Origin of the sequence: Planctopirus hydrillae (assembly GCF_001707835.1) — a bacterium.
GTDB classification, from domain to species: domain Bacteria; phylum Planctomycetota; class Planctomycetia; order Planctomycetales; family Planctomycetaceae; genus Planctopirus; species Planctopirus hydrillae.
In genome coordinates this window covers 10,601-35,118 of sequence record NZ_LYDR01000143.1, presented here as the reverse complement: position 1 = coordinate 35,118, position 24,518 = coordinate 10,601, and the positions used below count along the sequence as shown (strand labels likewise).

Annotated in this window: 11 protein-coding genes; 5 read left to right on the top strand and 6 right to left on the bottom strand. The window is 53.5% G+C overall.

What is annotated here, in order from left to right:
- A complete protein-coding gene (locus A6X21_RS17195; protein ID WP_068850285.1) occupies positions 1-6,078 on the bottom strand; it encodes a hypothetical protein in 6,078 nt (2,025 codons plus the stop codon).
- Between the two features lie 251 nt (positions 6,079-6,329).
- Between A6X21_RS17195 and A6X21_RS25055 the strand changes: the two genes are divergently transcribed.
- On the top strand, positions 6,330-7,694 hold the full coding sequence (locus A6X21_RS25055; RefSeq protein ID WP_205847487.1) for a hypothetical protein: 1,365 nt from the start codon (positions 6,330-6,332) through the stop codon (positions 7,692-7,694).
- A gap of 102 nt (positions 7,695-7,796) precedes the next feature.
- On the opposite strand, the gene A6X21_RS17185 is transcribed toward A6X21_RS25055, so the two are convergent.
- The 5 genes from A6X21_RS17185 to A6X21_RS17165 all read right to left on the bottom strand — a co-directional run bounded on the left by A6X21_RS17185 (position 7,797) and on the right by A6X21_RS17165 (position 16,730).
- Positions 7,797-9,743, bottom strand: a complete 1,947-nt coding sequence (locus A6X21_RS17185) for a preprotein translocase subunit SecA (protein WP_068850283.1) — start codon at positions 9,741-9,743, stop codon at positions 7,797-7,799.
- A 2-nt stretch (positions 9,744-9,745) separates the two neighbouring features.
- On the bottom strand, positions 9,746-11,299 hold the full coding sequence (locus tag A6X21_RS17180; RefSeq protein WP_068850281.1) for an efflux RND transporter periplasmic adaptor subunit: 1,554 nt from the start codon (positions 11,297-11,299) through the stop codon (positions 9,746-9,748).
- A 36-nt stretch (positions 11,300-11,335) separates the two neighbouring features.
- Positions 11,336-13,546 (bottom strand): site-2 protease family protein, encoded by a 2,211-nt coding sequence (locus tag A6X21_RS17175; protein ID WP_068850279.1) that lies wholly within the window; start codon positions 13,544-13,546, stop codon positions 11,336-11,338.
- A complete protein-coding gene (locus A6X21_RS17170; RefSeq protein WP_165603838.1) occupies positions 13,543-14,469 on the bottom strand; it encodes an efflux RND transporter periplasmic adaptor subunit in 927 nt (308 codons plus the stop codon). The genes A6X21_RS17175 and A6X21_RS17170 overlap by 4 nt, the downstream gene beginning before the upstream one ends.
- 287 nt (positions 14,470-14,756) lie before the next feature.
- Positions 14,757-16,730, bottom strand: a complete 1,974-nt coding sequence (locus tag A6X21_RS17165) for a TolC family protein (RefSeq protein WP_068850275.1) — start codon at positions 16,728-16,730, stop codon at positions 14,757-14,759.
- 2,681 nt (positions 16,731-19,411) lie between these two features.
- On the opposite strand from A6X21_RS17165, the gene A6X21_RS17140 reads away from it, so the two are divergent.
- From A6X21_RS17140 to A6X21_RS17125, 4 genes are read left to right on the top strand one after another with little or no spacing between them, the layout of a single operon-like run.
- Positions 19,412-21,286: a dynamin family protein gene (locus A6X21_RS17140; protein WP_068850263.1), complete on the top strand. Its 1,875-nt coding sequence runs from the start codon at positions 19,412-19,414 to the stop codon at positions 21,284-21,286.
- The gene (locus tag A6X21_RS17135; RefSeq protein WP_068850261.1) at positions 21,283-22,323 is read left to right on the top strand and encodes a dynamin family protein; all 1,041 of its coding nucleotides are present in this window, start codon (positions 21,283-21,285) and stop codon (positions 22,321-22,323) included. Before A6X21_RS17140 ends, A6X21_RS17135 begins: the two co-directional genes overlap by 4 nt.
- Positions 22,313-23,473 carry a TRAFAC clade GTPase domain-containing protein gene (locus A6X21_RS17130; RefSeq protein WP_068850259.1) on the top strand — a complete coding sequence of 387 codons (1,161 nt, stop codon included), beginning with the start codon at positions 22,313-22,315 and terminating at the stop codon, positions 23,471-23,473. The genes A6X21_RS17135 and A6X21_RS17130 overlap by 11 nt, the downstream gene beginning before the upstream one ends.
- A complete protein-coding gene (locus A6X21_RS17125) occupies positions 23,457-24,503 on the top strand; it encodes a hypothetical protein (protein ID WP_068850256.1) in 1,047 nt (348 codons plus the stop codon). Before A6X21_RS17130 ends, A6X21_RS17125 begins: the two co-directional genes overlap by 17 nt.
- The last annotated feature ends 15 nt before the right edge of the window (positions 24,504-24,518 follow it).

Genomic DNA, 24,518 nt, shown 5'->3' with positions numbered 1-24,518 from the left:
TCAGATTGGCGAGTCTGGCTTCGTAATGGTCGAGATGTTCGGCGAGTGGTTCAATTGTGGCGGCGGCACCACCACCTGGTAGCTTTGCCGTCCGTACCAGTAGGATTTATCGATCCGCCGGGAGAACTCGTAGTTCGAGATTGATTCGCTCCAGCCGGAACTGCTGGTTTCTGTCCAGTTGCCGTAGCCTGCGAAGTTGACCCAGAGATTGGTAGTGGCTTCCTGTGACCGGCTGCGGCCACCGATGACCACTTCTTCCGTGAGAGAACCGGCTTTGGTCCGGGATTGCCCCTGACTCTGGGTGATCTCGTAATGCAGACCAAAACCAGAGGACGCCAGATCAAACGTCATATCGGTATGGAGATCGTCGGCCTGGGAATCGAAGTAATCCCGCTGTGTGATGATCCCATCCACTTTTTCAACTTCTGTCCAGCGGTTGATGCCCTGAGTCTGGACAGTCTCCATCTCGGCACCACCCGTGGTTCCTTCGGAGTTCAGATCGAGGCCGAAGTTGAGATTGGTTTCGGTGTCGAGGACCAGGCTGTCGTAGGCATAGGAGTAATCATCGCGGTCGTAGGTGGAGCCGTAATAGGCCCCGGGGTTCCGCTGAGTCGTGCGTGTCCAGGCTTCGTGGTCGGAGTTTTCGACGCCGGTGGAAGCGATCTCCAGATCGAGTGTGTAACCATCACTCCCGGCTCCCATCAGTGTCAGTTCGGTGTAGTTCTGGTTCGTCAAATCGCGGTAGCTGTCAAACTGGCTCTTCTCGTGCAGCCATTCATAACTTCCCACCAACTGTGCACTGCTGCTGCCAGAACCACTGCTGGAACCTGAGCCACTCCCCTCGCCTCCTTCACCAGAACCACTACTGCTTGCGGGAACGGTGTAGCCGCGAATTTCGTATTCCTGGTGGAGCCGATCGAAGCTGCCAGAGCCGGAGCCACTGTGGACGAATCCTTGTGAGTTCCCCGCACCGCCTGAGGTCGTCTGCACGTAGGTTTCATCGGTCGTCTGGGTATGGGATTCGTCATGGAAGAAGGTACTGTCGAGGAAGCTGCCATCTTCGCGAATCAAAGCTTCACTGCGGGAAAAAGTGAGTGCCTGGCTGGATGCCGATTCGAAGGTGTTGTTGATGTTGATGCTGCCATAAACACCACTGAGCGATTCATTCGAGTTTTGTGAGTAGGAATAGACCCGCTGAGTGGTCTCGAAATCGGATTCGACACGCTGTTCGGAAGTGTTGCTGGCACTGACTCGTCCTGAAGCGTGGAACTCAAAGTTCTGTTCCGCTTCGTCAGATCGTGTTTCCACACCGGCAGCGTGGAAGACTGAGATGCTCTGGTTGGTGCTGAAGAAGTTGCCGCGCGACCAGGTGATGCTGGAAGAACCTGACCCGGAACCGGAACCTGAGCCACTTTCGCTGCCGGATGAAGAACCTTCACCAGAACCGCTTTCGCTGCCGGACGAGGAACCTTCGCCAGAACCGCTCTCGGTGCTTGAGCCACTGCCTGAGCCTGAGCCGGAACCACTATCACTCCCTGAGCCGGAGGCTTCTCCAGAGCCACTTTCGCTACCAGAGCCAGAAGCTTCGCCAGAGCCGGACGATGATCCTGAGGATGAACTGCCACCCGAACCCGAAGGTTCACCGGCAGGACGTGGAGGAGGAACCCAATCGGGAAATTCTTCCAGCCAGGCGGGTTTGAAGCCGACGACCATGTCGGTGTTGGGGGGATTCTCACCAAACAGGGCGGCCCCGGGATTGCTGAAGTACGATCGGTTCCAGGCGGCTTCATCCGTCACAAAGGAAGTGACTTCCACATCACTGAAGGACGATTCAACAGTTCCTGTGGTGAGATATTGCACACCCTTCTGAACCACAATCCCCGCGCGGGTGCCCCCTTCACTCGAATAGCCATAGCCGTAATCACCATAGTAAAACTCTTGCCCCGAACCACTGCCTGAGGCGGGCAGTTGATCAACGGGAGTCCCCACAATTGAGAGATGACGCTCTTCTGTGGCCGAGGTCGTGCGTGTGCCTTCACGCGTCGTGCGAGAGCGGCTGCGGCTCTCCGTCTCGAGGCCAGGGCGTGTGTCATCGACCAGATCGAAGGCTGAAGTTTCCAGGGATGTCAGGTCGTGAGTGCGAGTCGTGCTGTCGAGAGCATCTTCGGTGACCAACGAAGTGCCGTCGGCATATTCGTAAACGTGAGTTGTGAGTTGATCGACGTACTCAAGGACGCCATTGAGCTGATCCTCTCGCGTGTGAGAGACCATCCGCATGGCGGCACCGGAAGCGGGGACATTGGTATTCGTCGTTGTGGATTCTGAGAAACCGCTGTATGTCCCTGAGCCAGACTCACTAGTAATTGACCAGCTGTGCCCGGAACTGGAAGTGCTTCCTTCGGCAGTGACATCGGCAGACGTCTTCCAGTGGTCGCGTGTCGTGCTGACATCGGTCGATTGGTAGTATTCATCCCGGCCGCGGTTTTCTGTCCAGGCGGCTGCCCCTTCCTCCAGAGCGTAGTTGCTCGACGAGGTCTGCATCGAGGAGCCACCTGACGAGGAGGAACTGAACTGCTGGCTGCCAGAACTTTCACTGAACCATGTTTTAGTGCCATTGCTGACAACGTAGGTTTCGTGATCGACGCTGGAATAACCCGAAGTGTATTTGGCTTCGCCAGATTCGATGGTGCCGTTGTTATTGACGTCGAACAGCAACTCGGAACTGGTGATCACAGAGGAACCACTCGCTGTCGAGGTCCAGGCATAGCCCTGGCTTTCCCGCTGGGTATCGATTTGCGAAATGGTGAGGGGAACTGTGGATGCACTCCCGGAACCAGAACTGCTCCCGCTCGACACAGGCTCAATCGAAAAACTGTTTACGGTTTCTGAACTCGCGGAGACAGTCCCATTGCGAAGATCGCTGTAAGTGCTCGTCGTTTGGGATGTTCGCGGGGCGGCTCCCGACGTGTGGATATAGGGGGCGGTGTAGCTGCCAGAATCTTCGGACGTGGTCGTCCAATCTGAGGTGGAAACCTGAGTGAGTGAACTCGTCTGGAGTGAATCTGTTATGCGATCGACAGCCGATTGATCGGTCATCCGTGTGCTGGAGCTGCGAGAGGAGTTGTTCTCTTCTTCCCCACTGCTGCTTGACCAGGACAAGGTCGCCCCACTGCGTTCACCATTCACATAGCTTTCGCTGTCGCTGGTCCCTTCTGACCATTGTTCTGTGCGGAACTGATCAACGATTTCATTCGAAGTGATCCGGCGTTCGACATTCGGAGTTGAGGTATCGACCGAAAGAAGCGAGACGGAACTCCAGACGTCCGAGGTGGCACTGCCCGAGGCGAGAGTCTGGTAAGTGGCACTGGAGCCCAGAGCATAGGCTGCCGACATAGAGCGATTGGATTGCGACGTCTCATCCACAATCTGCCAGGAATTCACACTGGTTGAGGATTGAGCTGTGGTGGTCTGCGTGATGACCCGGGCATTATCGTCATCCGCATAGGTTTCGTATCCTGAACCTGAGGCGGAGTACATGACATCGACGAAGCCCAGGCCGACACTGGAATTGTCATGTGTCCCTTCGTAATGGAAGTTGGAAGTGTCACTCGATTCCGAGAGCATCGTCCGCGTACGAATTGTCTGGGTCGAGACACTGGCAGGAATGCCTGCCGAAGCGGTTCCTGAACCTTCGCCCTCTCCGGAGCCACTGCCACTCGCTTCCGGCTCGCCCGAACCTTCACCACCCCCACTGGAACTACCGCTGGCACTGCCACCCAGTGTGACGGATGTGACAACGGTTTCATTCCAGCTAATGGCTTCTGTGACGAGAGAAAAATCTGAGGAACTGGAATCGTACTCAAAGGTCGTGATCACACCGCCTGATGCCGGTGTGTCGTCTTCGCGAAGTAGGTCGAGTGTCCAGGAGTTTCCTCCGGATGCCGAACTGACTGTCGTGGCAGTGGATAGCCCCGAGGGAGCCGCCACGTTTTTAAGTGCAGCCAGAGTGTACGTTTCGGAAAGTCCGGACTGATAGAGAGCACTGGAGGTGAGTGCTGTGAGATCGCCAGTGGCGAAATCGATCGTACGACTCATCCCGGCGTCGAGAGACCAGAACTGCACACCATTTCGTGAATCGGAGATATCGACTGTCGTCTCGTCACCGCTGATCGAGTCTGTCACCAGAGTGTCGACAACGCGTGTAAAATCGTAGGCATCAGAGAATGTATCGATCAGATCCCATTGGATCGTAACACTCGTGCTGGACCAGTCGATGACTCCCTGAAAGGTCGTGTTCTGAGTGCCATATTGCTCGAGCGTCCAGGTTTCACCGGCCCCGTCATCGAAAGTGGTAATCACACTCCAGTTGGAAACCAGGGTGTCTGTTACATAGAGATCGTACTGGCTGCCATCATAGACATTGGTCCCCGTTTTCGTGCGAACAGAACTGCTGACAATTGTTTCTGTGTACGTTCCAAGTTCGTCAGTCCACGTTCTCGTCGTGTTTACGGGAGGAGTCGTGATTGTTTCATTGATTGGCGTGGTGGAATAATCCCAAACGAACTCATCGAGCCAGGTGTCGTCGATCGGGGATTCCGGGAGTTCGCCCAGAAGCGGGACATTCAGCTCGGGACTTACGCGATCCTTCAAAAAGTCGATGACGATTTCGGAACTTCCCGAACCTGATTCAGGAATTGCCGGAGTTTCGAGATCACCGGAGCCCGATGTGCTCCGAGATGTCAGTCCCCAGGTGATCGAACCACTGAAGCCCATGGAGCCTGAGCCGCTTCCACTCGTTGAGCCACTCTCGCTCGTTGAACCCGAGCCGCTTCCTGAACCACTCTCGCTACTGGAGCCAGAACCAGAGGAACTTCCCGAACCACCGCTGCCACTTTCGGGACTTTCTGGTTCACCGCTCCCAGAGCCACTGGTACTGCCGGATCCGGAACCACTTTCACTTGTTGAGCCAGAGCCACTCCCTGAGCCGCTCGCCTCGCCACTCCCTGATTCTCCACTCCCGCTGGCGGACCCGGATCCACTGGAACTACCGGATTCACCCGATCCACTTTCTGATGTTGATCCTGAGCCACTTCCGGAACCAGAACCCGCCGTGGTTAATGGAAGGACATACCACTCGCTCGTTTCACCACCCAGTTCAACGGCTCGAACTGCAATTTCTGAAGTGGAGCTGTCAATCATGATGCCCAAACTCATCTCAAAGGATGAGCCACTCCCCGGAAACGATTCCCAGGTGTCGGCCACACGATCGCCATTCCAATCAATTTCGTAGTTGTAAGATGAGCCAGGTGTGGAGTCGGTCACGAACGCAGTCAGCAGGCCCTCCAGAGTTGACCCGTAATTGCCCGTGACAGCGAAGCTGGCGTCCTGAATTTCCAGTGTCGAGCCACTTCCTGATGACGATCCGGAACTGGTACCACTTTCACTGGAACTTCCCGAGCCACTTCCCGAACCAGAGCCTTCAGGTTCTGGCTCTTCTTGTTGAGGCTCCTCCGGAGGCGACTCTTCGGGTTCACCAGAACCACTTTCACTCCCACCTCCCGAGCCACTCCCCTCACCGGAACCACTGCCTGAACTCGAACCGCTCCCTGATCCTGAACCACTGGCGGATCCTGAACCGCTGGCGGAACCTTCACCCGAAATCGTGTACCACTCAGAAACATCACCACTCGACTCAACGATACGTACAGCCAAACCCGATGCCGAGTTGGGGACAGAGACGGCAAAGCCAAAACTGAAGGAGGAACTGGAACTTTCAAGATCCAATGTCTCGGAGACATCGGCAATTCCGTCTCCGGTATAGTCCACCTGAAGCTCATAACTCGTCGATGGGGTGGTGTCCGTCATCGAGGCTTGCACAAACCCAGCCACATAGCCGTTGGCTGTGTCTTCTTCGATGACGTCGAACTGCGCTGATTGAATCGTCAGCGGATCGGCACTCAGAAGTCTGCGAGGTTCCAGAACGTCTGCGACCGATGTCGATCGTTCATGGCTTCGCTGCCGAAGCTTGACTCGCATTTTTCCAAGACGCAGATTTTGCAGCCAGTCCCCGAGTGTCATCGTCGACTCTTTCGAACGGTGAGGTGAGGTTGAAACGATCTTGAGGGAATGATCGGATGTGTGAACACTTATTCTCTGAATAAGGTTGCCAAGAGACTAATGTGTGTTAAAGACAATGCAAGCGTTTTTTAGAATCGATTCGTTCACTAGATTTTCATGAAGCCTAAAAGCTCCCCTGGAAACACTTTGCGCATCTATGGTGAACTCATTTCCCCAGAGTGAATAAACAGTCTTGAGACGGAGAGATGTTGATGGAACGAGTTGTCGTGATTGGAGTCGCCTGGCCAGGCTTTGAAACAGCGAGTTTGGAAGCAATTCTGGGAGGCTTTCCGGGAGTGAACATGACCACAGCGCAAAAGCCAGTACTCCCCTGGAATCCCCAGCGACATCGGCTTGAGCTTTGGCAAAATCGGCTGGCACGCTGGAATCGTGAACGTTCAGCCACTCAATTTGGCGATATCGCCTGGTTCTATGCTCCCTATGCCGAAGAGATGATTGCCAGTACACCCAACCTGAAGATGATCTCGATCACAGGGCGGGCGGAAGACGTCGCTGCAGAGCTCGTTTCATTGAGCGGCACAACCCGCGGGGGACATCGGATCAACCATTTCTCAAGAACAATTTCTCCGGAAGAGACACGCGATGCTGTGTTGACGAGAAGCTATCCCAAAGTCGAAGAAACCCAACATTTTCGAGCCGCTCTTTGTGCCGTCCTGGAATCTCAGCGATTGATGACAGAAGCTGCCGGACGATATCCCGATCGGGTATTGACCATTGATCGTGAGGACTTGAAAGCCGAATCGACAATCGGACTCGTCAGAGATTTTGTGGGGATTGATCCCGCGCTGGAAAGAGTTTCTGTATCGCCATCCACACCTCCTGTCCGTCAGTCGGAACGTCTTCCCGAAACGGACCCTCGTCGATGTGTGGTTCTGGTGCCACACTCGGGTCTGATCCACACGGAATGCGAAGAAGGGCTTAAGGAACTCGAACGTCGAGGGTATACCGTGCGCCGCGTGGGAGGATATGCCGCCATCGATCAAGGACGAAACCAGATGGCCACCGATGCATTGGCAGATGGATTTGATGAGACGCTCTGGATTGATTCCGATGTCGGATTCAAAGCCGATGACGTCGAAAAACTTCGCAGTCATCGCCTCCCTATTGTCTGTGGTGTCTATCCCCAGAAAGGACGACGGGCTCTGGCCATCCATGTCATGCCAGGTTCCCAGTCCATCACTTTCGGAAATGCCGGTGGATTGACAGAAATTCTCTATGCGGCGACAGGTTTCCTGCATGTGCGGCGGGAAGCTTATCTGCGGATTCTGGAAGAATTTCCACTTCAGGTTTGTAATGAGAGATTTCAGCGACCGACGATTCCCTGGTTTGAACCACTGGTTCGTGAAATTGACGACGGACAATGGTATCTGGCGGAGGATTTCGCCTTCTGCCAGAGAGCCCGGACTGTGGGATACAAGATCTTTGCTGATACGTCGATCCGCTTATGGCACATTGGCAACTATCGGTACAGCTGGGAAGATGCGGGAATCGACCGCGAAAGATTCGGGACATTCACATTGAATCTGGGAGGCAACAAGCCTCAAACTCCCAGTTGATGTTTCAACAGAGGTATTCCAGGAGTAAGCGTGACTTCCTCGATTGGCATGCTGAGTTCTCAATCTGAAAGGCCCTGCCGTCATTTCGCCGAATAGGTCAGTTTAGTCGATGAATTCCAGACAATTATCCAGTCCCAGCATCTTGGCCGTTTTTTGTCTTTGGGATTCACCACGGGCTAACTGAGCTCTGGATTTGGCAGATTTCTGTTCCACCGATCGCTGAATTTTCTGGAACACGCGGAACCAACGGCGAGGTAACTCAGCAGATTGAAGTTTTTCAGCCGCACGAAGCAGGTGTTTTCGACGAGCGGGGGGTAACTGCTGGAGGAGTTCGTCCTCCAAGGAAAGCAGGAATTGACAGGAACCGGGATCGCCCTGGCGTGCGGCTCGGCCAAACAGCTGACGATCAATTCTCTGGGATGTATGCATTTCCGTGGCAATGACATGCAGTCCTCCAGCGAGGCGAACGCTTTCCGCCAAATGGATATCGGTCCCTCGACCAGCCATATTCGTGGCAATTGTGACACGCAAAGGCTGTCCTGCTTCCGCAATTACTTGGGCCTCTTCGGCGTGTCGCGTGGCATTGAGAAGTGTGGCAGTAATCCCGCTCTGGCTGAGCCCTTCGGCTAACTTCTGAGAGGCTTCGACCGAAGGTGTTCCAATCAAGACCGAACGTCCCTTGGCCAGCAACTTCTGAATCTCAATGACCAGCGCCTTGAGTCGCTCTGACCGATTCAAGAAAATCCGGGGAGGCCACACCTCCCGACGACAGGCTTGATGAGTCGGGATGCTGACGACACGAAGTCGATAAAATTTTGCAAACTCACGACGAGCTGTCCGCGCTGTACCCGTCATCCCTGCCAGCACACGATAACCACGAAAGAATCCCTGGACGGTGACACGGGCCCCCTCTCCCATTTCTGCAGAGAGTTCGACACCTTCTTTCCATTCAATGGCCTGATGAAGTCCACCCTGCCATCGTCGTCCTTCCAATAACCGCCCGGTGCCCTCATCAATAATGGCGACTTCACTTTTCTCATTGAGCAGGTAATCACGATCCTTGATGAAGAAACGTTCCGCTCGCAACGCTTGTTCAACAGCGTGAAACACCTCTTCCTGAGTCATGCTGCGGACATTTGCTGGCCACGCTCTCAGCAGGATGCGATGGCATCCCGTATTTGTCAGGTGAGCATCTCGATGTTCCGGTTTCCACTGGTAGTCGATCTCCGGGCGAAGCGAGATCGCTGTGTCTCGAATCCATTGGAGTCGCTCGCTCTGATGCTCGTTGGCCTCTTCGGGAAGAGCAATAATGAGTGGTGTACCGGCGTCATCAATCAAGACACTGTCCGCCTCATCAACGAGTGCAAAGTTTGGTGGCCGCTGAACGGGACCGGCATGGTCATGGTGCTGGAAAATCTTTTGTGACTGTTGAGTCGTGTCCCCCCACATGAGACGATCTCTCAAGAAATCAAAGCCGACCTCTCTACCTGTGACATAGGTCACATCGCATCGATAAGCCTGTCTCCGCTCATCGGGTGAACTCTCGGCAACGATGATTCCCACGGATAATCCGAGACGACGATAGATGGGACGCATTTTCTCGGCATCCCGCTGAGTGAGATAATCATTCACTGTGATGACATGACAACCCTGTCCACTCAGACCATGAGCACTGGCAGCCAGCGTGGCTGTGAGTGTCTTTCCTTCTCCGGTTTGCATTTCTGCCAGGCCCCCTCCGGCCATGACGAATCCCCCCAGCAATTGGACGGGATGATGTGGCATCCCCAGTTCTCGCTCGCCAATGACGCGAATGAGTGCAAAAAGTTCATCGAGTATGGCCGGGGAAAAGAGGGGCTGCCGCCAGGCGTTCCATGGAAACCAGCGAGATTTCATCTGTGATTGCTGGATTCGATACTTCAGGTGTTCCGCATGAGCCTCTAAGCGTTCATTGGGCCACTTGGCAAGTATTTGGCTTCGTTTCAATATCTGGCCGACATGCCAACAGGCCCACGGAGCGGAAAAGGTGAAGACAGATTTCTGCCTCGTCATGATTACCACCAGAGCCAGCGCTGGATGAATTCCAGAACGTCACCAAAGATTGCATCACCCAGAACCGTCGGGCCGCAATCAATGCGGGCACGAACATCGGCACCAATCGCAAGTGCTGGGTGCGAATTTGTCTCAATTGGAGCGATCGCTTCAATCACTTGACCCTGCTCTGGTCGTAGTTCTGTTCGAGAGCCAATCTGCTGCAAGTTGGCTGACCAGGTGGCTTCCGGTTGAGTAAGAACGCGGTATGTGACAGGGCGTGGGCCCCACTTCTCATAAGCCGTCAATAATCGCCCCGCTCGATACTCCTGAATATCCAGTTCCAGTTGCCACGGACTTTGTTCATCCGCAATTTCCATGAGTGCGTCACCCCGCCGCACCGGTCTTCCGGTTAACAACTCAGTCAGCTGAAACGTGGTGATTCTCCCGGTAATTGGTGCTCGAACAATCAGTCTGTCTCGCCGGATGGAAAGGATTTCTCGTTGTTTTTCGAGTCCAGCCAGCTCCCGACGGGCCACAGCCAGATCACCTTGCAGCCTCAAGTACTCATCACTTCGAGCTTCTTTTTCGGCGTATTCAGCTTGTGCCAAGAGTGACACGATCTGTTTCTGCTGCTCCAGCCATTGACTTTGCACTGTTGCCCATTCGGCCATTAACTCATCGTTTCTGAGAACTAATAGCACGTCACCTTTTGAGACCAGTTGACCACTCTCCGCCTGGAGATCCTCGACTTGCCCATCCCATGGAGCAAAAACCTGCTGTCGATGAGATGGCAAAATCTGTCCACGGGCGTCAATTCGATAAGGAAAGGGGAGGAATGTGAGGAGTAGTCCAGCCAGCACGATTATGGAAGCGACAACTGCCGCCATCGCGAGTCTGGCACCTCTCAGCCAGCCTAAAAACTCCCCACATCGTGCAAACGTTTCTCGAAACGGGATCCATGAGAGTCTCAAAGCCTGCTGCAACTGAGTTGCGACCAAAACGAGAAAATCATCACCTCTCAACAACAACACTTCGGACGGCATCGGGCTCGACCATTGCTCCATCACAATCGCACCCAAAAGGTCATGATGCGGTGGTCTTTTCTCATCGGCTGATGTTTCAGAATTGGTTTCCCAGTCGTTGGCTTTGAAGAGGCCCGTCGAAAGGGGAATGATTGCCAGGTATTGAGTCTGCGAAAGCTCAATGTATCCCGCAAGATCGTCTTCCAGTGACGAGGGCGGTTCTGTAATCCCAGCCTGATAAATGAATGGTTGACCATTCTGAATCGAACGCCGTACCAGAGTTTGTAGTCGAACCATTCCAGGACTGTGAGCATGGAAGCTCGCTGAACCACTGACGGCCTTAACTCGCAAACGCCCCGCAGCCCCCCACAGGAGTACGACGCGTTCGACATTCAGTAGTCGACGACCTTCATGGACAATCACAGCCCCCAGGACCGGCAATCTCAAACTTCGTTGCAGAGCGAGCACGAAATCACGCCATTCTGGTTCCAGTGATGTCACTGGTGGCGAAGACGATGATTCGGTCGGTACTTGCTGTGACCAGACGGTCATTTCAGGTCTTTCCAGTGTTCTTAGTTCAAGAGTGCATCAGAACCATTCGAAGCGAAATGTCCGAGCCAGCCAGCGAATTGCCCAACTCCCGAGTGGACGAGACTTGAGCGGAATCGAAACCTCTCCCTGCATACCGTCACTGATCGGCAGAGTCTGGTCAGCCAGTTTGAGTCTCGCCTGATAAAGGACTTGATCCACCTGCTCGACTCCACTGGAAGTTGAAACAGTTGGCAGTGATCCCCCCGCTTTGACAGATAGTGAGGGTGGAATCATGTTGACTTCTTCCGCTGACAAAGACTCTACGGTCGCCTCCAGTCTTTGCCACGGATGTGCCCCAAAACGAATCGACAAGCATTCTCCCACTCGACAATCTTCACGCTGAGTCTGGTCCAGATAGGCAATAGCGACTTTATCGGGAGTGGGGGCAATCGCACAGACAAAAGAACCTGGCTCCAGAAACGCACCTTCATTCTCTCTGTCCAGAGGTGAACCTGACCACGCAGTCAATTGCCTTCGGCGCTGCGATTCTGGTTCACCTGTGACAGGAGGAGCGTCGATGATGATGCCACTTTGTGGTGCACGAATTGTCAGTCGGGACTCCGCAAACTCCTGTTCGGCCAGCTGTTGATAGAGCCCTGTCAAAGTGGCTTCTGAGAGGGCTTTGAATGACCCCTCTTCTCTGGCAATGGCTGCCTGATACCGGGCGCGTTCTGTTTCGATTTGCGAACGAAGCAAAACACCCTTCTGTTCGATCTCTGGGTTTTCCAGAACCATGAGTACATCTCCAGCAGTAACACGACTTCCGGGTTGTACTCGCACTTGTGACAATCGACCGGGGACCACCGTGCGGATTTCGCGAATTTCTCTCGACTCCACAATACAGGGAGCCTGCCCCCAGCCGGGAACAGGGATAGAAAGGATAATCAGAACCAGAATCAGGCCGACAGCCAACGTTGAGACGAGGTGAACTCGTTGGACTGGTTTTTTATCCTTCGCGAGGATCGATTTTCCGATGCGATAGCTACTACGGCCGACAATGAGACTGGCCATCAGAGTGGCCAGAGCCAGGCCGAGGCTATCGAGTTGTTGAGGGTGAAGGATCAGACTGATGAACCACAGGCTTCCCACCATCACAAAGATCAAATAGATCAAACAAGCCAGTGAAAAGAGTGGAAACCACCATCGGGGAGGTTCTGGATCCGTGCTGGTTCGAGGTAATTCGCGCCCCAGAAAAATTGCTTCACACCACTCGTTGAATCGTTTGTCAGCACGCCCCCTGAGATTAGGAATCTCCAGCAGATCCGAGAGGATGTAGTAACCATCCAGTTTCATCAAAGGATTGGCATTAAAGATCACTGTTGTGACAGCTGTCACAAAAAAGAGATTGAGTGCCAGATGATGCCACCAGCCTTCCGTCGTGAAGTACCAGACAAGAATTGCCAAAGAGGAGAGCAGGAACTCGACTCCCATCCCTGCTGCGGCAATGGCAATCCGTTGCCACTTACTGCGCAATGTCCAGGAGTCAGAGACATCACAATACAAGCAAGGGCTAAGCATCAGGAGCATGAGACCGACCTCATGGCATTTGGCACCGAAGTGTCGACAGACAATGGCATGTCCGAACTCGTGACACATTTTGGCCACTGCCAGTGTCAACCACATCGCCGAGAGATTTCGCCAGCCAAAAAACTGCTGAAATGCTGGTAATCCAGCTTCAAAGTCTCTGAGATTCAGCAGTAACAGCGTCCAGGCCCAGAGACAGATCACCGTCAGTACAAAAAGGGACCATGGATGCAACATCCAACCCGTGAGCCAGCAGCAATAATCCAGCCAGGGCGTTGTTCCGATTCCGGGGAACTGGATCGAAAGGGGCTGCAGGAGGGCGGCTCCCAGTTTTTTCCGCCGTTCTTCCGATCGCCGCTGCTTCAGGATGGAACTCTGACCGCAGCGATCAGCGACAACTAAGCCCTTGCGATGGAAATCGGCGATCGCTTGCTGAAGTCCTGACAAAGTCCAGGTGAGTTGCGGAAAGCGACTTTTCATCTGGCTCAGCAGTCCCTGGAGGCTTTGCACACCATCGAGTCGCATTAGAAGTTCGAATTGATCTTCTCTCAGTCGGGTGTACTGCATGCTCACAGGATCTTCGACGACGTGATAGTTCAATCCCCCATATGGCACGAGGTGAGTCAGGAGATCGCTTCGCCTTCGCACTGGAACGGGGCGTGAGGAGGCTCGGAGTGCACTCATGGATGAGCCACCGGTTCGTTGGCCTCCAGAAGTTCGAGTCGGACACGCAGACCGGGGCGTAGCCAGGCATTTTCAGCACGAGTTTCTACCCAAAACCGAGTCTCCTGAGTGACAGGATCTGAAGTCGCATCGATAAACCCGATAACAGCCCGAGTGGCAATCTCCTCTCCTTCATGTTTGACAATCGATGGAGTCGGCGGAACTGTCGTCGCGGCAGATGTTTTGAGTTGGGTTTGTGGTTGTGGAGAAATTTTTACGGTCTGTCCCACCCGCACAAGAGATAACATCTCCCAAGGAATTCGCCCTTCAATCCGAATTCTCTCGGGATTCACAATTTCGACGACGGGATCCCCTGGCTTAATCACTTCACCGACGGATCGATAGCACCGGTTAATCACTCCACTGAAAGGAGCTTTGAGCAGTAAGGCTTCGACCTCAGCCCGTGCAAGATCGCACTCCTTTTTAGCAACCTCCAGTTCATGGGTGGCTTTCTCGATCTCCAGTTCCGCCTTACGAATCGATAAACGAAGTTTGACAAGTTCTAACTCGGGGACGGCGATCACTGTGCGAGAACTGGCTTTCGCTTTCGCATTGGCCTCTTCGCTTTTGAGGAGTTCAGTCTGTGCCATTTCCAGTTCAACACGATGCTGACGAATGTTGACGTCACTGGAGGCTTTGGCTTCTGCCAGACGAAGTTGTGCGGCTGGCAATGTATCCACAATTCGGCCGACGACTGCATCCGCAGACACTCTTTGCCCTTCGGAGAATGGAAGCGTCAACAGCAGTCCCGAACGATCACTTGCGATAATGACGTGTTCGACCAGTCGGATCCGGCAGTCCTCAATGATGAGCTGGCGAGTTTCGTGTGCCTGATGTTCATCGGCCAAGGCAAGAACTTCCAGGGCAGAAACTGGCGCCGTCACTCCCATCCATAAAGACATCAAGCAAAAAATTCGTGGCCAGATGGCTCTGCGGGATTCCATCATTCTTTCATCCGAAAAAACTGCTGCCGAAGTTCGATTTTCCGCGAGGAGTTCCACCAGTTCACAGTGAACTCCACCGCGATTCATGGAGTTTAGCGATCAGTATTGCGCTGGTGACAACTGACCCACCTGCTGTTAGTGAACTATTGAGAGCAACGAGAATCAATCCACTTTTTCTCTGATTACCTGGGATTACCCATGAATCAGAGGATGAACGGACTGTTATGTTAAGGCATTGTTTCACTGAAACCCGGGGCAGGTGGGATTTCCAGTGGTGGCAAAGAATCGGTCTGGTCGACTTGAGGGTCTGTATTTGAGGCAGGTTGGCCACTGAGAGGACGACGAATTGATCCCAGACTGGTTTGTGTCAAATTCTGGTAAGGGTCTCGCAGAGTGATTCCCATCTCAGTGAGTAGCAGCCCTTCTCGATAGCGCAATGCCGCCAGAAGTTTCGCATATTCGGCTCGACTTCGCTGAGTAGCAATCTCCGCATCGGCAAGACTGATTTCTGATCGGAGTAAGAGATCAACCGTTAAGCGACCGGCTTCGAACTCAGCACTCGTGGCAGCTAAACGCCGTCGTGCGGCGGCTTCCCGTTTGAGGTTTGTCTGAAAGACTGTACTAAAGCGTTCCAGATCTTGAACTGCTGCGGCGATCTCGTGATTGATTTCCAGTTCTTGATTGACGAGGACAGCCCTGGCCTTGGCAAGCCGTAATTCATACTGCCGCACCTGCGCTCGCTCAGCTCGCAGCCACAGTGGGACGGTATACTCAAAACCAAGATTCCAACTGGTTTGATCGCTTCGAAGCATCGTACCATAGGCACTTCCAAAACCATCAGTCGTGATGCCATCGTCCTGATCGTCCGAAATGAGCTTGTCGCCAAATCCATTCAGTCGATAACCGGCGACAGCATCCAGTCGGGGTTTCGTCAGACTTTTTGCAGCCTCCAGCTGATAGCAAAGACTTTCGATCTGTCGTTTTTGCTGGCGGAGTTCAACCCGCTCACTGAGTGCGATTGTATACGAATCCAATGCATTCCATCCCCCTTCTGGCGGCGGCCCGAGATCCACGGGATGAAGTACTTTCTCATATTGCGCGGGAAGTCCCATCAAGCGACGCAATCGCATTTCCGCCACCAGTAACCCTGAGAGTGTCTCCTGGGTTCTCGCTTCCGCAGCAAACTGGGCATCTTCGGCCTGGGCTTCATCCGCACTTCCTGCCAGTCCGGCATTGAATTTGGATTGCACCTCAATTGTTGTATCTCGCAGACTTCTCTCAACATTCCGTACTGCGATGTATTCGCGATGAGCCAAATCGAGATCCCAATAGGCCTGGATCACATCGAGTACAAACTGCTGAACCTCTCTCTCAAAGTCCAGTTCACTGATCTTTCGATTGATTCGAGCAATAATCAGTCCTTGATCGACGGCATAGGGCCCGCGATTTCCTCTGTCTGGCGGGCCAGCGACGGAGATAAACTCCCGGCCAGCTCCTGCGAGTAATGGTTGCCGAAACTCAGCTCCCAGACTGCCAGTATAGGCGGAAGTAAAGAGACGGTTCGGCTGGTTATTCGAAGAGTAATTCCAGTCCTGAACCAGGGCGATGTTCCCACCGGTCAACAACGATTGATCCAGCCGAGAGCGATACTGCGCCCCATCTTCGACGAGTACGTTTCCAGGGGCCAGGCCGCCGGAAAGGAATAAATTGTTCTGAACGAGTTCATCTTTGGACCAGATTAAACTCGTTGAGAATCGGGGATCGAAATCCGATTTCGCGGCATCAGTTCCTCGAACTCCATTGTTCACACTGTCGTCAGCAATGGCCGGATCGAAAACAGAGGGAACGGTCTGAGGCGCCGTGAGGATTGGATTGGAGGGAGAGAGAAACTGAGCATTGTTACGAATAACATCGCTGTATTGGAGAGCGATGGCCAGAACATCCACCAGTGCAATCGGCTGGAGATCATCCGGACTCAAATCCTCAAGTTTACGAGCTTTTCCTAAGCTTCCTGTCGGTGCCTGCGCTTCAATAACCGGCGCTGCTTCGACGGCAGCTTCAGCCAAGGCCAGATAATGCTCGGCGACAAGATTGATGTGGCGAGGATCCTCACGGAAAACATTGCAACCGACAATGCAGCACAACAGGCACACAAATGCCTGCATCGAGTACAGCTCGATGAGTCTCCAATGGGATCGCATAGTGAATATGATCTGGACGAAGGTGGATGCGGAAGGGAAGAATGCGAGGGGTGTCGAATGAGGTTGGCAGGAGCACGGGAAAATAATTGAGTTAAGATGCTTTTGTCCAGATCACTTTTGAAAGCGATGGCCATGTGAAAAAGTGTTTGACGTGAAGATTGAAAAGAGCTGGCTACCTCAAGAAAGCGGAATGACCCGCAAGAGGTTGTAAATCTGTCCCAATGGACTGCTGTGACAAAATCACTCTCAACTTCCACTGAGGGTGACCTTCTTCGCTTAACAACCGATGAATTTCTTTTCCCCAGAATTTTTCCGACCGACAGTAAAATTCATCCGCTTTTCTTGAGACTGATGAGAGAGGACTCACTTAGCTCTGATCTTCGAAGGAACGTCAGATAGTTTTGTTGAGAAATCCTATCTTTTCTGATTCCTGCCAAGCGACGGTGAAAGAAAACCTGATTCTGCGTGAGTCCAAACTTTCTGAGATTCTTGCCACAGACGATCACATTCAACTGGAACGCAATCGTGATGAATTGACTGTCACAGTAACTGTGATCGTGGATGACTGAGAAAGTTTGATGGCGATGAACTTCATTCAGTGACAGACCAGGATAATTTTGAGCGAGAGAAACTCGCTGGAGTGTCATTGAGCAAATCGTGTGCTGGCGGAGGTAACTAACGACAGCGATAGGATCAAAAGCGGGTGGAAGAGATTTTTGGGCGAAGCCTAAATCAAACCCAAGGTGAACCAACAAGCGAGAACGTGATTTACCCGATTGCCTTTCAATCAGGGAAACTCCAGCGATCTGTTATCAGTTCGATAATGGAGAAGTTCGACATGACTCCACTTGTCGGAGTGGATCATCGACACTTGGCTCGGAGCATGAAAGGATTGATGCGGCTGAGTTCAAGGGAGCAAGCGAATTCTTCGCCAGCAATCATTCGCTTGAACTGGCATAGTGATTCGGGTGGCAAACCCGAGTCGTCCCCCAAAGGTTTGTTTCCTCTTTCTAATATCGGATGGCAATACGTTGAAAGACTTCTCAATCATATTGCAGCACTTTTTCGCGATCCCTGAGGCAACGATTCCGTTAAGCCCTGTTGAAAATAGTGAGGCGGTCCAGGGGAAAATGGAGGAGATGCTTGGTATGAGACTGCGTACATGCATCTACGGAATTTCGGATAAGAAGAGGTGATTTTTCCTTTCTGCGTTTCGCAGAGAATTGGCACTGCCGCATGTGTTTCGCTTCAACCGATGTTTTCCGCTGCAGTTCTCCGGAGAAGCACTCTCCACGCAAATTCGAGGATTGGAATTCGAGTGATCCAACTTTCGAATTACTTTCTCGAAAAAGAAAAGTCGGAAACACGAGTTGATGGAACCAAACGACTCAGATGCAGCGAACTCATCTTTCGGTACATCGAGATGCCTCATGATCAGCGAAAAGCCCCTGATTCACCGAAAAAGAATTTGCAGCGTACTGCCTTGAAAGTATTCCTCGGCGATTGACATCTCACACTGATTCACTACCGGCTCTCACGTTTGGCCAAGGTGATCACCGAATCGGATCATCCGAAAAGTACTTTTCGAAAAATCATCTCTCTCGACATCTTCGAAAAAGTGAGTTTCGGCTGCGCAGGGCATTTTATCTGGCCAGGCTGGGGTCGTTGTTACCGCTGCGCCTTCTCCCAGTGACCATCAAAAATATGCATTTTTTGATGATGAGCCAAAAATATAGCAATGCAGGCGGCGGGAAATCGAAGCCCAGATGAGAAGATGTACCAGAAATCATCGGCATCGCGACTCCTCACTGATTTCACCATTTTTCGTGTTCCTCGGAAGATCAGCAGGCGACTTTTCAGAGAAATGCATCCCCCCTTCTCGGCGCCGGTACTTCCATCCGTGCTTCAATTTGTGCCGAGTAGCTGCGATTCGTTAAAAAAACGTCGAGTTCGTCTCGAATTGCAAATCGTTACGATTCCACACTCTCTGATTCAAAAATGTTCGTATCTACAAACTTGGAATTCGTAGATCCGCAGACACACAGGATTGGTTTACCAAAAAAGTGGATAGTGTATTTCATCTCGATTTGTTGATTCGTTGTTTTCGGCATTCCGTCGTGCAATCTCAGTTTCTGCGACTCGCGCAGGGCGAAGAAAATCATTGGCGAAGTGCTGGACACCGGGATAGATTTGTTACCGGGGCACAAAGGTGTCGATGCGATTTTTATTTTTCATTCGGAGTGAATTCGTCTGATCCCGAGGACACGTGAATGCGGCCTCGTTGACATCGTTGAGACGCGCGCGAGCGTCAATATCTGCTTTCCGCAAATACCGCCAAACTGAGCCGCAAGGCTCTTTGCAGCAAAAGCAGTACTTGGAACCGCGCCCCCGCAAGGGGGCGTCGGCCATGTGCTGTTTTGTTGCCCCTTGGCGGGGGTTGCGGGAGCGGTCGTGGTTCGGCGCTCTCTTTTTTTTTCCGCCAGCGGGGGCTTTTGTATGCCGTCCATCGACGAGCAATTTTCTAATCGCATCGGTGTGTCTGCTCCGATGCTGCGATTCTTAGGAATCTCTGAGACCAATTCTGAATCCCAACCACAGTTTGCGGATCCGTTTCTGGCCACCACCCAATCTCATGATTCAATGTTTTTCCGCGTACCATGCCATTCGCAGGGAGGTGTGTCATGGATATGACGGGAGAACAACAAAGCTCTGCACTTTTGAATTGGGCACAGGATGTTGAAAAAACGGTCAGAGCCCGAAGCTCAGTAGCCGCCGACGAAGTCGTCGCTGCCAGACTGGGTGCCGCGGAGAATCGTTTTGTGATCACCGTGTTGGGAAAAGCCAAACGTGGCAAATCCACACTGATTAATGCCCTCCTAGGACGCCGAGATGACGATCTCGCCCCCGTCGATCGTCTACCGGCGTCCAATGTGATTTCCCGGTTCCGCTACGGCGACGAACTGAGCTGTCGTATTCATTTTCGGTCAGCCGATCTGAACTCCGCCGAAGGAACTCCCGTGCGACCCGCGCAAGTTCGCGACTACGTCACCGAGGAAGGAAATCCGGGAAATCGCAAACAGGTCGAACTCCTGGATGTGGCCGGACCATTTGATGGATTCAACCAGGATCTCGTTCTGGTCGATACACCCGGGAGCGGATCAATCCATGAGTATCATGATGCCCTGTTACAAGCCTTTATCCCTCAGTCGGACGCTGTCATTTTTCTAGTGACGTCGCGAATGCCGCTCGATCAGGATGAGCTTGATCTGCTGCGGCGTGTCCGCGATGCCGATATTCGTAAAATCTTGTTTGTCATCAACAAGATCGACGAAACGACTCCCGAAGAACTGGCACAGGCTGAGGCCCACAATGCGGCCCATCTGGCACGTCTCGATCTGAAACAGCCAGTAGGCTCACTCATTCCCATCAGCGCAAAGCAGGCGTTTCTGGGCAATCTCCAGACGAGCGGCATGACCGTTCTGGCGGAGCGGATCCGGACGTTGATCACACAAGAGAAATCGCACGTCCTGCGAGAACGGCTGATCGGTCGCGTGAGGCAAGCGGTCGATCCACTGCTCGCCGGGCTGGTGGCCGAAACTGTCATGCTCTCGTCTGACCCCGAAGAACGGGCTCGCCAGCGAGCCTCGCTTGAAAGCTCACTCCAGAGATTGGAGCTGGAACGTCCGGTGACTGAGCAGCAATTCCGCAGTCGCTGGGTCAATGCCGTCGATCAGTTTGCCGCCGATGTGAATGAAATCCGCGGGCAGGCGCAGATGCGGGTCCTCGAATTCATTGATGGCCATACCCTCGCCAGTATCACAGGACTCTCTCGAAAACTTCCCGGTCAGATCCAGAACATTCTGGACGAGTTGCTGAAAGCCCCTGTAGCGGAGCTGGAACGCACACTCAAACAGTCAGCAGAAGCTCTCCAGTCGGACTATCCCCGTGTTCGCCTTAAACCTGGTGGAGTGGTTCTAACGCGTTCCAATCAGATGGCGATTCAGGCCCTGGGTTGGGGAGGAGCTGCGGCCATGGGAGCAACGGCCACAGGGATCATCACTGCAGCGCAGGCCGCCACGGCCGCCGCCGTCACCTACGTGGCCACGCCGAGCCTGGCCGGGGTCGCCCTGACCCATTTGATCGGAACCCATGCCGGTTTTCTGACAACGACAGCCGTGCCTGCGGCCATTCCTTTTTGGGTGGCAGCAGCAGGACCCATCGGCTGGACACTGGCCGGGGTCGGAGCTCTGGCTGTGCCCTTCGCTTGGACGATCAGCCGGTCACGCCACAAGGAACATCTCCGCAAGGAAGCCATCACCCAGGTCCAAGCCCTCTGTTCTGCCATTGTCGAAGAGCGAGCTCCGCTCCTGCGCCGAAGTGCCGACACTATTGTGGCCGAGTTCCAGCAGCGTTCACTGAACGAGGTTCTAGAACTTCGTCAGGCAATTGGGGCCGCAGAGACCTCGACGGTCACTCCAGCTCACCTGGAACAGACCTCTCAACTTGTAGAGGAACTACAGCGGTTGCTGGAGAACGTTCCAGGAGACGCGGCATGAGCACGCCTCAAGAGGCTTGCCACGAACTTCTGGGAAGTGCCTTGATACTCCTCCAGGAGAGCGCGGACACCGCACTCGATGATTCCGTCAGCTCAGGCCTGCGGCGGGCTCTCGATGTGGTGAAACGACATTATCGCCGTCTTGACCGCGTCAATCGCCTGGGAGCTGTGGTGGCACTTGCCGGATTAGGAAATGTCGGCAAATCCACCCTGCTGAATACGCTCCTTGAGATGGACATAGCGCCTTGCCGAAACGGCCCCTGCACAGCGGTTCCCGTTGAGTTTCAACGGAGTGAAAATCTGGAAATTGTCGTCTTTCGCAAAGGTGATCTTCCTTGGACTTTGCCCTGTGCAGAACACAACGAACTCCGTCGCCACCTCGATTGGCTGGCACAGGATGCACCTGGAGAAAGCCACAGACAAATCGAGCGGATCGTTGTCCGATCGGAGAATGCCCATCTACCTCCGGGTCTGGTCCTTGTTGATACCCCGGGATTTGGTTCCGCCACAATTGATTCCATGGATTCCGAAGCCGCAGGTGGGACTCACGACGAGTCGCTGTTGGCCGGACTTCAAAGAGCCGCCCAAGTGGTGTGGGTGGTGCTGGCCGAGCAAGGAATCGGTCAGCGGGAGGCTGATTTCTGGAAGCGTCATCTGTCCGATTGGTGCGATGATCTCGCCGTGACAGGTTGCGAAGGTTGGTCGGATTCCGAATTAGTGCGATTCCGCAAGCGGTTTGAACGTCTCTTCGGTCGGCACTGTCCCCGATTCCATTTTGTGTCCTGCCGGGATGGCCTCGGAATTGTGGATCTGAGGCACCGATTGCAGGAGTTGGCAGATCAGGAACTGAGATCCAACGCCACCGTCGAATCTTTGATGCAATTGGCGCGGGAACTCTCCGGCTGGATCAAGGAATTACCTCTGAAACATCGGGATGTCTGGCGCCGCGATAGCTGGCTGAGATTTCGCCAAGGACCAGATCCGTACTTGTGGAAACAGCAGCTTGTCACTCTTCTGGATGTTTCGTATGGCTCGTGAATCGATTGTTGTGCTTGGTTCCGTCGGGGCGGGGAAGACGCTCTTTGTTGCCGCCTTGGTTAAGGTCTTGCAGGAAGGGATGCTCCCCGGCGCGATCCTCAATCCCCAAAACAGAGCTGCCCACCAGTATGTAGAGCAGATCTGGAAAACACTTCGCGAGGGCGAACTTCCTGCCGGAACGATCCAGGGGCAGCGAACCGAATTGATCTGGATTCTGCAACTTCCAGAACTGCCAGCCGTTTCCATCCAGATTCTCGACACGGCCGGTCAGGACTATCGAGAGATCTTTGAAGATAACCCTCCCGAAGGCAAAGAGGTGCCACTCCACCTTCAAGGGCCGTTTGAGAGTTGTCGATCAGCAACACTGGCTGTCTTACTGGTGGATGTGGCCGGGCAATTCGTAGGAGAACGAAAATCCGAGGTTCGCGATGAACGTGAGTTGGCTCTGAAATTCGCACTCGACTTTTATCGCAAACGTAACGTGCCATGCTGTCTCGTATTAACCAAGTGGGATCAGGCCAAAACCATTGCCGGAGATCAGTCACCCCGCGAGTTTGTCGGAGAGCACCTCCCGTTGATCAACAAGATTCACTTGCATGACGGTGTCATCCCCGTCTTTCCCGTGTCGGCGGTTAACAAGTGGAAGGTCGAACTCTCCGGCGACGGAGGTGATGCTCGCCTTGTTGCAGATCCCTCCTTTGCGTCTGAAGGGTTTCATCCTTTTGTTGGCTGGTTGGCCCAAACAATCAAGGAACGCGTTCTTCAAGCAAACTTTTTGAAATGGCTCAAGTGGTGCGGGAAGGCCATGGGGCTGCTTTTATTATTGTGGATGGGCTACTCTTGGATGACGGCACCACCTGCATCACATCCTCCTTCCGTTCCACAACCTGTCATCACGAATTCGAAACTCGAGTATGACAACTCATTCTTGCTTTATCCGAATATTGGAATTGTCACCGGAACGCTGTCGAACCAAGGGAGTGCTGGCTCTGTCACCGTGACAGCCTATGTCAACAAGGACGGCACCCAGTGGAGTGGGCGGCGCTCGTATTTTGTTGAGAGTGGCAGGAGTTACACGTTCGAGATCCCTGTTGAAACGAGCATCGATGTCCGCCAGCTAGGAGTGCGATATTATGCTCAAGCTCAATAGTGCAGCTCCAATCTCGTCGCTGGTGGTTTTCTGGGCACTCCGTGATTCCGACGCGGAACGCGATTATTGGGTCTGGCAGTCATCCAACATCCCTCATGGAATGTTGACACGGATTTTGAAACACACGCAAGAACTGGATCCTTCCCTCCAAGCAAGAGAGAGTTCGCCAGAGGATTGCCAGGGCGGATTTCTGACTTTGGATGATGAATATGGCGGGTTCTATCTCTATCTCGATGGCGGACGCGACGCTGCGGGTAGGCCTGGGAGATATCTGCTCCTGGTGGGAATCGTCAAACGATCATCCTTAGCCGAGGTCGAGATCGTCGATCCACTGGCGATGGGGTTGTTTGGTGAACTCGCTGTAAGGCAACCTCTTTTGGCAAGTGTTCCCGCACCACAGTCCCTGGAAACCAGCATCCTCGCTTCGAAGCGAATTCCAGGACATACAGCACCCATCACGGCAACTTTATCAGCGACAGGCCAAAGCCCGACGAGTTGGTTAGACGTCTGGCGCCAGACGAATGAGTGGGTAGGACGTCGCCGATGGCTTGTACGGTGCCGAAAAAAAGCAGGGAGTCCGCCAGAGTTCATTGTTTTCCCCCTGCCTGAACTGCCTAGCACTTCACCCACTCTGAGCAATGACTCGCCGCCGACAACCCATGTTGCCGACGAGTTGCCTGTCAGTGTTCGAGACTGGCCTCCTCACAATCCCTGGACTTCCTCGATGCGAACGTCTTTCTTCCCTGGCGCACTGAACCGGATAAACCTCATTCTGCTGGCTTTCGGTTTCGTGGGCGGATTCATCGTGGGGGTGATTTTCTGGTCTTCATGGATCACCGGGACTTCTCATCGAGACGCTTCACAGGCGTTGTTGAATTGGGCGGCGAATTACCAGAGTCAACAGACTGGCCAACTCATACCACGCCAAGAAGTCGTGGAACGATTGGGAAGAGCCTGGCCATCTAATTCAAGTGGTTTACCGCCAGCCGAAACATCAGGTTCACCATCCAGCCAGTTAACGCCCCTGTAGCTCCTTTGAAGGTTT

Excerpts from the sequence above, each read along its gene's own strand:
- A6X21_RS17175 (WP_068850279.1), bottom strand. The coding sequence starts at position 13,546 with ATGAGTGCACTCCGAGCCTCCTCACGCCCCGTTCCAGTGCGAAGGCGA.
- A6X21_RS17135 (WP_068850261.1), top strand. The coding sequence starts at position 21,283 with ATGAGCACGCCTCAAGAGGCTTGCCACGAACTTCTGGGAAGTGCCTTG.
- A6X21_RS17130 (WP_068850259.1), top strand. The coding sequence starts at position 22,313 with ATGGCTCGTGAATCGATTGTTGTGCTTGGTTCCGTCGGGGCGGGGAAG.
- A6X21_RS17180 (WP_068850281.1), bottom strand. The coding sequence starts at position 11,299 with ATGACCGTCTGGTCACAGCAAGTACCGACCGAATCATCGTCTTCGCCA.
- A6X21_RS17165 (WP_068850275.1), bottom strand. The coding sequence starts at position 16,730 with ATGCGATCCCATTGGAGACTCATCGAGCTGTACTCGATGCAGGCATTT.
- A6X21_RS25055 (WP_205847487.1), top strand. The coding sequence starts at position 6,330 with ATGGAACGAGTTGTCGTGATTGGAGTCGCCTGGCCAGGCTTTGAAACA.
- A6X21_RS17125 (WP_068850256.1), top strand. The coding sequence starts at position 23,457 with ATGCTCAAGCTCAATAGTGCAGCTCCAATCTCGTCGCTGGTGGTTTTC.
- A6X21_RS17195 (WP_068850285.1), bottom strand. The coding sequence starts at position 6,078 with ATGACACTCGGGGACTGGCTGCAAAATCTGCGTCTTGGAAAAATGCGA.
- A6X21_RS17185 (WP_068850283.1), bottom strand. The coding sequence starts at position 9,743 with ATGACGAGGCAGAAATCTGTCTTCACCTTTTCCGCTCCGTGGGCCTGT.
- A6X21_RS17140 (WP_068850263.1), top strand. The coding sequence starts at position 19,412 with ATGGATATGACGGGAGAACAACAAAGCTCTGCACTTTTGAATTGGGCA.